Consider the following 8,215-nt stretch of genomic DNA (forward strand, 5'->3'; position numbering starts at 1 on the left):
CGCCCAAGGGCATCACCTACGTCAGCAACAACCACTCCCTCCTCCACCCCCGCACCACCACCATCAACGATGAACCGTCACCGACGTCCTGATACATCAAACGTCACCGATGTCCTGATGCAGAACTGTCACCCATGTCCCGATACAAGACACGGTTCCGGGCACCACTTTTCTACCCCACCGATCCGTGACGACGGTACCGGCGAGCCCGGCGGGGAAACTCCCCGGTGCCGGGCACCGACGATGTTCCCCGCGCATCCGGCGAGCGTGGCGAAGAGCCCCGGCGGGGAAACTACCCGGGGCGGGGCACCGACGATGTTCCCCGCACACCCGGCGAGCGTGGCGAAGAGCCCAGGCGGGGAAACTCCCCGGGGCCGGGCACCGACGATGTTCCCCGCACACCCGGTGAGCGTGGCGAAGAGCCCCGGCGGGGAAACTTCCCGGTGCGGGGCACCAACGATCGTCCCCACGCTCAGGCGGGCTCGGGCGGCGCCGCCGCCGGCTGGGCACTCCGGCCGGTCAGGGCCACGGCGACGGTGATCGCGGCGAGCCCGAGCAGGTCCCACAGCCCCGGGCGCTGCCGGAGCACGACGAGGCCGACCACGGTCGCGGTGGCCGGCAGCAGCGCGTTGAGCAGGGCGAAGGCCGCGGTTCCGAGGCGGCGGATGCTCACCTGATCGAGCATGTAGGGCACGACGGTCGAGAGCAGCGCCATGCCCAGGATCGCCGGCAGCAGCGCGGGGTCCGCGGCGGGCCCGGCCCACGGGAGGGCGAGCGGCGCGTACGCGAGGGCGGCGATCGTCGTCCCCACGGCGAGGGAGGACTGCCCGTCGCGGGCGGCGGCGATCCGCCCGGCAAGCACCATATAGGCGGCCCAGCAGGCGCTCGCGCCGGCGGTGGCGACGAGCCCGAGCGCCAGGTCCCGCGCCGGCAGTCCTCCCCCGGCGGGCCCGCTCGCGCCACCCCAGTCGAGTCCGATGACGCTGATCGCCACGACCCCGGCCGCCGCGAGGGCCACGGCGGCGCGGCCCCGGGCGCTGCGATGACCGCGGGCGGCCACGACGACCGGGCCGGCGAACTCGAGGGCCACGACGACCCCGAGCGGCAGGTGCCCGATCGCGATATAGAAGAGCATGTTCATGCCCACGAGCGCGAGGCCGAACAGGCCCGTCTCCGTCAGCGTCGCCCGGTTCCACGGCGCGCGCCAGGGGCGCACGAGCGCGAGCAGCACGACCGCGCCGACGAGCGCGCGCAGCCAGGCCACCGTGTGCGGGGGCATCGCGGCGAAGAGGCCGACCGCGACGGCGGCGCCCGCGTACTGGGAGAGGCCGGCCGTGATGAACAGCGCCGGCGCCGGCACGCGGGCGAGCGGCGGGCTCAGGGCGCGGGAGCGAAGCTCAGGGAGACCGAGTTCATGCAGAAGCGGTCACCCGTGGGGGTCTGGGGGGCGTCGTCGAAGACGTGCCCGAGGTGGGAACCGCACGCGGCGCACAGCACCTCGGTGCGGACCATGCCGAGGGAGCGGTCCTCACGCAGCTCGACCGCGTCGCCGGCCCGGGGCTCGTAGAAGCTCGGCCAGCCGCAGTGCGCCTCGAACTTGGCGTGGCTGCGGAAGAGCTCGGCGCCGCACGCCCGACAGGAGTAGATCCCCTCGCGGTCCTCGTGCAGCAGCTCACCCGTGCCGGGGCGTTCCGTGCCGGCCTGCCGCAGCACGTGGTACTCGGCGGGCGAGAGCTCGGCCCGCCACTGCTCATCGGTCTTCGTGACGTCGTACATGCCTCCCATTCTCTCCCCCGGGCGCCTCGTTCTCCAGCATTCCGCAGCGGGGACCCCCGACCACCTCCCGGATGGGCAGACCCTTGCCACCCGTGAGTGAGAATGGTGCGCATGCGCGTTCTCATCACCAACGACGACGGAATCGACTCACCCGGGCTCGTGCCGCTGGCACACGCGGCACTCGCCGCCGGTCACGAGGTGCTCGTGGCCGCCCCGAACAAGGAGTACTCGGGGGCGGCGGCCTCGCTGCAGGGGGAGCCCGAGGACGGCGGCTTCCGGATCCGCGAGGGGCGTCCGGACGGGCTCGACGACGCGGTCCGTTCCGTCGCCGTGCACGCGAGCCCGGCGATGATCGCCTACGGCGCGGCGATGGGCGCCTTCGGCTTCGTGCCCGAACTGCTCCTGTCGGGGATCAACCTCGGCCCGAACGTGGGGCCGGCCGTCGTGCACTCCGGCACGGTCGGGGCGGCCCTCACGGCCGCGGCGATGAGCATCCCGGCGCTGGCGGCCTCGATGTCGACCCTCGACCCCACGCACTGGGAGACCGCCGAGTCGGTGCTCGCCCGGGTGCTGCCCACCGTGCCCGAACTCCCGCGGGACGGCCGGGTGCTCAACGTGAACATCCCGGACGTTCCGGTGAGCGAGGTCCGGGGGCTGCGCCGCGCCGTCCTCGGGCGGTACGCGGCCGAGCCGCACCACGCGGCCGACCAGGTGCGAATGCTGCTCGGCGGGGACGCGATCGTGGCGCTCTCGAGCCAGTTCGCGGACGATTCCGACGGGTTCCTCCTGAGCGAGAACTGGGCGACGATCTCCCTCGTGCGCGGGCCCGTGCACGATCTCGACGGCTACGACCTGCCGGAATTCGACGCCCACAACTGAACAGCATTGATCGAACTTCTACATCTTTGCTCAGGCGCGCTAGGGTGAGGCCATGAGCGAATCGCAGAGTTGGCTGGTCACCGGCGGCGCCGGCTACATCGGGTCGCACATCGTGCGCGCCCTGGCGGCGGCGGGCATCACGCCCGTCGTGGTGGACGACCTCTCCTCCGGCCATCGCGAGTTCGTGCCCGCGGACGTCGAGTTCGTGGAGGCCTCCCTGCTCGACACCGATGCGCTCACCGAGGCGATGCGCTCGACCGACGTCGCCGGCGTCGTGCACCTGGCCGGCTTCAAGTACGCCGGCGAGAGCGTGCGGCGCCCGCTGCACACCTACACCCAGAACGTCACCGGAACGGTGAGCCTGCTCGAGGCGATGGATCGCGCCGGGGTGGCGAACCTCGTGTTCTCCTCCTCCGCGGCCACCTACGGCACGCCCGACGTCGACCTCGTGACCGAGCAGACCCCGACCCGCCCGGAGTCGCCTTACGGGGAGTCCAAGCTCATCGGGGAGTGGATCATCGCCGACCGGGCCGCCGCGGACCCGGACCGCCCACTGCGGCACACGAGCCTGCGCTATTTCAACGTGGTCGGCTCCGGGACCCCGGACCTGCGCGACACCTCCCCGCACAACCTCTTCCCGCTCGTGCTCGACGCCCTCGTGGCCGGCAAGGTCCCCCACATCAACGGCGACGACTACCCCACGCCCGACGGCACCTGCGTGCGCGACTACGTGCACGTGGCCGACCTCGCCCACTCCCACGTGGTGGCCGCCCAGGCGCTCGCCGCCGGCCGCGAGCTCGCGCCGGTCTACAACCTCGGCTCGGGGGACGGGGTCTCCGTGCGGGAGATCATGACCGCGATGGCCGCCGCGACCGGGATCGACTTCACGCCCCGAATCGAGGCCCGCCGCCCGGGCGACCCGGCCCGCATCGTGGCCTCCGGCGCGGCCGCCGCCCGCGATCTCGACTGGCGGATGCGGCACACGATCACCGAGATGGTCGCCTCCGCCTGGGAGGCGCGCCAGGCCGGCTGAGCACGGACGCCGCACCGCCGCCCCGTAGCGTGCCCCGACCGCTACGGAGGCGGCGCGATCCACCCGGGGCGGCCGGGCGCCGTCCCTACGCAGTTCGATACGGATCCGGACCGTCACGATCTCTCCATCAATGCTGTGGGCCTCCTCCACTCCGGCTGAGTATCGTGAGTTCCAGGTACCGACGACTCGGGGGTGAGGCGGCATGACCGCTCGGCACGGACTGCGCACCGGCAGGCGGGCACGACGCACCGCGCTGCTCTGCGCCCTCGCGGTGGCACTCGCGGTCACGACGGCCTCGGCCACGGTCTACAACGACATCTCCGGGCGCATCAACACCCTCGACACGAGTGCCCTCGTGCCCACCCGCACCCCCGATCCGGCGGCCCCGAGCCCGACGGCGAGCCCGGTGCCGACCGGGTCCCTCACGCTCCTGCTCATCGGCTCCGACGGGCGCGGCGGTGCGAACGGGCAGGCGATCGGCGACCACAGCGTGGACTCGGTGCTCGCCGACACGAACATCGTCGTGCACCTGTCGCAGGACCGCGACCGGGTGGACATGGTCTCCATCCCGCGCGACACGATGCTGCAGATCCCGGACTGCACGACCTCGAGCGGGCAGGTCGTGCCCGGGCGCTTCGGCCAGTTCAACAGCGCGTTCGCCTTCGCCTACCAGGCCGGCGGCGACATGACGAGCGCCGTGGCCTGCGACATCACGACCGTGCAATCGATCACCGGGCTGGAGCTCGACGGGTTCGTGCTCGTGGAGATGGCCGGCTTCGTCGACGTGGTCGACGCCCTCGGCGGGGTGGACATCACGATCCCGAACGACATGTCCTCGCGCGAGGCGAACCTCGATCTCGAGGCGGGGCCCCAGCATCTCGACGGCACCCAGGCGCTCGCGTTCGCCCGGGCGCGCAAGGGCATCGGCCTCGGCGACGGCTCCGACCTCGGGCGCATCGAACGGCAGCAGTACCTGCTCACGACCGTGTTCGAGGATCTACGTTCGCGGAACCTGCTCACCGACGGGCGCCGGCTCTACCAGGTCGCCGCCGAGACGCTCGAGGCCCTCACCCTGAGCCCGAACCTCGGGTCGATTCCGGCGCTCGTGGGACTGGCGCGGAGCATGGAGCACGTGAGTTCCGCCGACATCACGTCGATCACCGCGCCGGTGGCCGCCTACGCCCCCGACCCGGACCGGGTCCAACTCACCGCCGCGGCCGCCGAGGTGTGGGCCGCGATCGCCGCCGATCGGCCGCTGCCCGCGGACATCGAACCGAACGACTACGGCCAGGACCCGGCCCAGCCCTGATCCGGGCCGCTCAGCCCCAGCCGAGTTCCTCGAGCCGGTCGTCGTCGATGCCGAAGTGATGGGCGATCTCGTGGGCGACGGTGATCGCGACCTCCTCCGCGACCTCGTCGGCGTAGTCGCAGTAGCGGATGATCGGTCCGCGGAAGATCGTGATGCGGTCCGGCAGGGATCCGGCGGCCCACCAGGAGTCCCGCTCGGTCAGCGGCGTGCCCTCGTACAGGCCGAGGAGGTTCTCGTCTCCCTGCTCCTCGGTCGGCTCGTCCTCCACGAGGATCACGGCGTTGTCGATCTGGTCGGTCAGCCGCGTCGGAATGAGGTCGAGCCCCTCGGACACGAGCTCGTCGAACTCATCCGTCGTCAGGTCCGTGGCGAGGCGACGGTCCGTGTGATCCTCCCCACCCTCACCCGGCCGTTCGGCGGGCGAACCGCCCGGGTGCGGAGCGACGCCGTCGGGCACCCCCCAGCCGGCGGCGGGATCGGGCGAGTCGGACGGCGTGAGGTTCGCGGGCATGCACCGATCCTCCCCCGCGGGGGCGTGTGCGCCAAAATCCGCGCCAGATCGCGCCTGGACGACGCCCGGCCGGGCCGGTCGAGCGGCTGTCGGTTTTGCGTCCGGTCAGCCGAGCCCGTATGCTGCTCGTCGTCTTGCCAACAGGCCCCCATCGTCTAGCGGCCTAGGACGCCGCCCTTTCACGGCGGTAGCACGGGTTCGAATCCCGTTGGGGGTGCACGTTGGTCCGAGACACGAAGATTTGCCTATAGGATCTTCCTAGCAAGTTCGGCCGCAAGGCCAGCAAGGCCCCGTAGCTCAGTTGGTTAGAGCGCCGCCCTGTCACGGCGGAGGCCGCCGGTTCAAGTCCGGTCGGGGTCGCGGAACCATCGCCCGGTCACTCGTGGCCGGGCTTTCGTTTCACGGCTCTGTAGCTCAGTTGGTAGAGCGTTCGACTGAAAATCGAAAGGTCACCGGATCGACGCCGGTCGGAGCCACTCCGATGCCCCCGCCTTGGCCCCGAGCCGCGGGGGCTTCGATGTGTCCAGGGTCGGCGGCGTGGTTGAAGTCGACCCGCACGACGGCCCCGTCGACCAGGGCGCCCGGCGTGATCCCGAGCCGACCCGCGATGATCGCCAGGTCGTTCAGCGTGAACGGCGTCTGGCCGGCCCGCTTCATCGACACGTTCGACCGCGAGATTCCCAGAGCCCCCGCCAGCGCACTCCCGCTCATGCCAGCCCGTGCCATCTCGGCACGCACGTTGGCAGCCACGATGCGGTGAAACTGAGCCTGGTTGCCGCCATCTCCGACTTGGTTTGCGTCCATGGAATCGCACCGTACTCCAGCCCGTCCTACTGTGCAAGCATTCTGATCTATTCAGTGAGCATCTGCGCTACGGTAGAGGGCACCATCCCTGTGGACATGCACCCTCGTCCACAAGGAACACCCGGCAGACAGCGCATCCGTCGCCGAGGATGCGAGGCTCCGACGATCGGAGCAAGCACACGAGTCGCGAAGGCTGCATCATGACGCACGTTGAGTTGGTACTCGAGACGATCGAGCTGCTCGGCCATTGGGAGCTGGAGATGGCCTCGCGCCGACTCTCACCGCGCACGATCAAGGAGCGCGTTCGCTTCGTGCGGTACCTCGATGCGACTCTCGGGCCGGCTGTCCACCTGGGCGAGGACGACCTGCGATCCTTCCTCGCCGACTGCTCACGCACCAAGGCAGCGACAACACAGTTCAACTACCACGTCGTCATACGGATGTGGTTCCAGTGGCTCCAGCAGCGTGGCTTTCGAACGGATGACCCAACGATCAGTCTCGGCACACCACGGCTCCCACGCATGCAACCGCGGCCGGCTCTCACGGACCACCTCGACGCTGTCCTCCGAGCTGGGAACCTCGAGGTGCAGACGAAGATGAAGGTTCTTCTCGCCGCGCTCCAGGGTATGCGCTGCATTGAGATCTCAAGACTCCGGGGTGAGGACGTCGATCTCGCCGCCATGAGGATCCGAATCATCGGTAAAGGCGACACCGACATCACGAACGATCTTCACTCGACGGTCGCCGACCACGCCCGAGCCCATGGGAGCTACTTCCCGCGCCGCGGCTGGTGGTTCCCGTCGCCCATTGACCCGTCCAAGCACGTTCTTCCCGCATCGGTCAGCAAGGTGCTCTCTGAGGCGTTCCGCCGCGTCGGAGCACCCGTCACTGCTCATCAGCTACGCCACTGGACTGCTACCGAACTGATCCGCAAGGACGTGCCCACCCGCGTCGTCCAGAAGATCATGCGGCACTCGTCGATACAGACAACCGAGGGCTACTCAGCCGTTGCCGACGACACCAGCGCCGCTGCCCTCAGGCGCCTTCCAAGTCTCATTGTAGGCAATTAGGTAGTTTGACACTCAACATTCACACCTCGCCCAACGTGTGGCACCTAAATAGGTCGACCTCACGCGCGCACTCAACTTCTGGGCGGAGAAGAGACGACCGACATTCGTCCGAGACCATACACCTCACTCTCACCCTAAAGCGCAACCCCTACCGCCCCGGGCCCCCTTCTGAATATAGCAACGGCCCAGGCAGAGGCCTAATAGCATTCTCTCGCACCCCATTGCGTAAAGTTAATTCATCAATATGGACGATGACTCGATTGGCCTCCGAAAGTGCGATCTCATCACCATAGCTGCCAGACTGGCTAGCATCCCGGTACGCCCAGGAAATACGGTGAACATTCGCCCATGCGCGCCGGTCCCAGCGGAACTCCTTCTTTGAAACCTCGTTCTTTCCTGCACCCTTAAGCTTCGAGTACGTCTCCCGAACCGGCTTCTCAGGCAGCCTCTTCATCTCAGACTCGACTCGCCCCCCTAGGAAGTTGAGCACTGAACTAATCTGATCCAATTCATCTCGTATCGCTACATCAAATTCCGTTACGTCGGCACGTTCATCAACTTCAGCCAACACTACCGCGCCAGTCCGTCGAATCGCGGCGAAAATGGCGCGAAGATCACGAGTTAGCACATCCTGGTCAACCATCGCTTTGCCGACCTTATAACTCTGATCCGCAACACTGGAGTGTTCCCGCTTTAGTAGACAGGCGAATTAGGCTGCCAATTCGTTGATGTTCCTATATCCTAGTTCATATTCTGTGGGTGTCAAGTATCCGAGAGTCGAGTGCCGACGGATGGTGTTGTAGTAGTTCGTGATCCAGTCGATGGTCGCTTTG

At 68.5% G+C, this 8,215-nt stretch carries 9 protein-coding genes, 3 tRNA genes and 1 pseudogene; 7 read left to right on the forward strand and 6 right to left on the reverse strand.

What is annotated here, in order from left to right:
• Positions 1-472: 472 nt before the first annotated feature.
• Both GCG21_RS15970 and msrB read right to left on the reverse strand, forming a co-directional pair.
• Positions 473-1,360 (reverse strand): DMT family transporter, encoded by an 888-nt coding sequence (locus tag GCG21_RS15970; protein ID WP_370517575.1) that lies wholly within the window; start codon positions 1,358-1,360, stop codon positions 473-475.
• 17 nt (positions 1,361-1,377) lie between these two features.
• Positions 1,378-1,776 carry a peptide-methionine (R)-S-oxide reductase MsrB gene (gene msrB / locus GCG21_RS15975; protein ID WP_152910665.1) on the reverse strand — a complete coding sequence of 133 codons (399 nt, stop codon included), beginning with the start codon at positions 1,774-1,776 and terminating at the stop codon, positions 1,378-1,380.
• A 111-nt stretch (positions 1,777-1,887) separates the two neighbouring features.
• Here msrB and surE point away from each other — a divergent pair, with 111 nt between their 5' ends.
• The 3 genes from surE (at position 1,888) to GCG21_RS15990 (ending at position 4,997) form a co-directional block, all read left to right on the forward strand.
• Complete coding sequence (gene surE, locus GCG21_RS15980; protein WP_194165149.1) at positions 1,888-2,655, forward strand: 5'/3'-nucleotidase SurE; 768 nt, start codon at positions 1,888-1,890, stop codon at positions 2,653-2,655.
• A gap of 52 nt (positions 2,656-2,707) precedes the next feature.
• Positions 2,708-3,688, forward strand: a complete 981-nt coding sequence (gene galE / locus GCG21_RS15985; protein ID WP_152910667.1) for a UDP-glucose 4-epimerase GalE — start codon at positions 2,708-2,710, stop codon at positions 3,686-3,688.
• A gap of 202 nt (positions 3,689-3,890) precedes the next feature.
• Positions 3,891-4,997, forward strand: a complete 1,107-nt coding sequence (locus GCG21_RS15990; RefSeq protein ID WP_152910668.1) for an LCP family protein — start codon at positions 3,891-3,893, stop codon at positions 4,995-4,997.
• A 10-nt stretch (positions 4,998-5,007) separates the two neighbouring features.
• On the opposite strand, the gene GCG21_RS15995 is transcribed toward GCG21_RS15990, so the two are convergent.
• Positions 5,008-5,508, reverse strand: coding sequence for a metallopeptidase family protein (locus GCG21_RS15995; RefSeq protein WP_152910669.1), 501 nt, complete (start codon positions 5,506-5,508; stop codon positions 5,008-5,010).
• 144 nt (positions 5,509-5,652) lie between these two features.
• Here GCG21_RS15995 and GCG21_RS16000 point away from each other — a divergent pair.
• From GCG21_RS16000 to GCG21_RS16010, 3 genes are all read left to right on the forward strand, one after another.
• A tRNA-Glu gene (locus GCG21_RS16000) sits at positions 5,653-5,725 on the forward strand.
• A 69-nt stretch (positions 5,726-5,794) separates the two neighbouring features.
• Positions 5,795-5,868: transfer RNA gene (locus GCG21_RS16005), tRNA-Asp, on the forward strand.
• Positions 5,869-5,911: 43 nt separating this feature from the next.
• A tRNA-Phe gene (locus GCG21_RS16010) sits at positions 5,912-5,984 on the forward strand.
• A gap of 49 nt (positions 5,985-6,033) precedes the next feature.
• On the opposite strand, the pseudogene GCG21_RS17420 reads toward GCG21_RS16010, so the two are convergent.
• Positions 6,034-6,312 (reverse strand): annotated as a pseudogene (locus tag GCG21_RS17420) (helix-turn-helix domain-containing protein); the annotation flags it as partial.
• A 200-nt stretch (positions 6,313-6,512) separates the two neighbouring features.
• On the opposite strand from GCG21_RS17420, the gene GCG21_RS16020 reads away from it, so the two are divergent.
• Positions 6,513-7,382 (forward strand): site-specific integrase, encoded by an 870-nt coding sequence (locus GCG21_RS16020; protein ID WP_194165150.1) that lies wholly within the window; start codon positions 6,513-6,515, stop codon positions 7,380-7,382.
• Positions 7,383-7,530: 148 nt separating this feature from the next.
• Here the strand turns inward: GCG21_RS16020 and GCG21_RS16025 are convergent, their stop codons facing one another.
• A complete protein-coding gene (locus tag GCG21_RS16025) occupies positions 7,531-8,025 on the reverse strand; it encodes a hypothetical protein (RefSeq protein ID WP_152910671.1) in 495 nt (164 codons plus the stop codon).
• Positions 8,026-8,091: 66 nt separating this feature from the next.
• Positions 8,092-8,215 (reverse strand): IS3 family transposase (locus tag GCG21_RS17425; RefSeq protein WP_370517430.1); only part of this gene is annotated, 124 nt, incomplete at its 5' end.

This window comes from Pseudactinotalea sp. HY160 (genome assembly GCF_009372055.1).
In the GTDB taxonomy this organism is placed as follows: Bacteria; Actinomycetota; Actinomycetes; order Actinomycetales; family Beutenbergiaceae; genus HY158.

Coding starts and splice junctions, on each gene's coding strand:
- GCG21_RS16025 (WP_152910671.1), bottom strand. CDS start 8,025: ATGGTTGACCAGGATGTGCTAACTCGTGATCTTCGCGCCATTTTCGCC.
- GCG21_RS15995 (WP_152910669.1), bottom strand. CDS start 5,508: ATGCCCGCGAACCTCACGCCGTCCGACTCGCCCGATCCCGCCGCCGGC.
- GCG21_RS16020 (WP_194165150.1), top strand. CDS start 6,513: ATGACGCACGTTGAGTTGGTACTCGAGACGATCGAGCTGCTCGGCCAT.
- GCG21_RS15990 (WP_152910668.1), top strand. CDS start 3,891: ATGACCGCTCGGCACGGACTGCGCACCGGCAGGCGGGCACGACGCACC.
- galE (WP_152910667.1), top strand. CDS start 2,708: ATGAGCGAATCGCAGAGTTGGCTGGTCACCGGCGGCGCCGGCTACATC.
- surE (WP_194165149.1), top strand. CDS start 1,888: ATGCGCGTTCTCATCACCAACGACGACGGAATCGACTCACCCGGGCTC.
- msrB (WP_152910665.1), bottom strand. CDS start 1,776: ATGTACGACGTCACGAAGACCGATGAGCAGTGGCGGGCCGAGCTCTCG.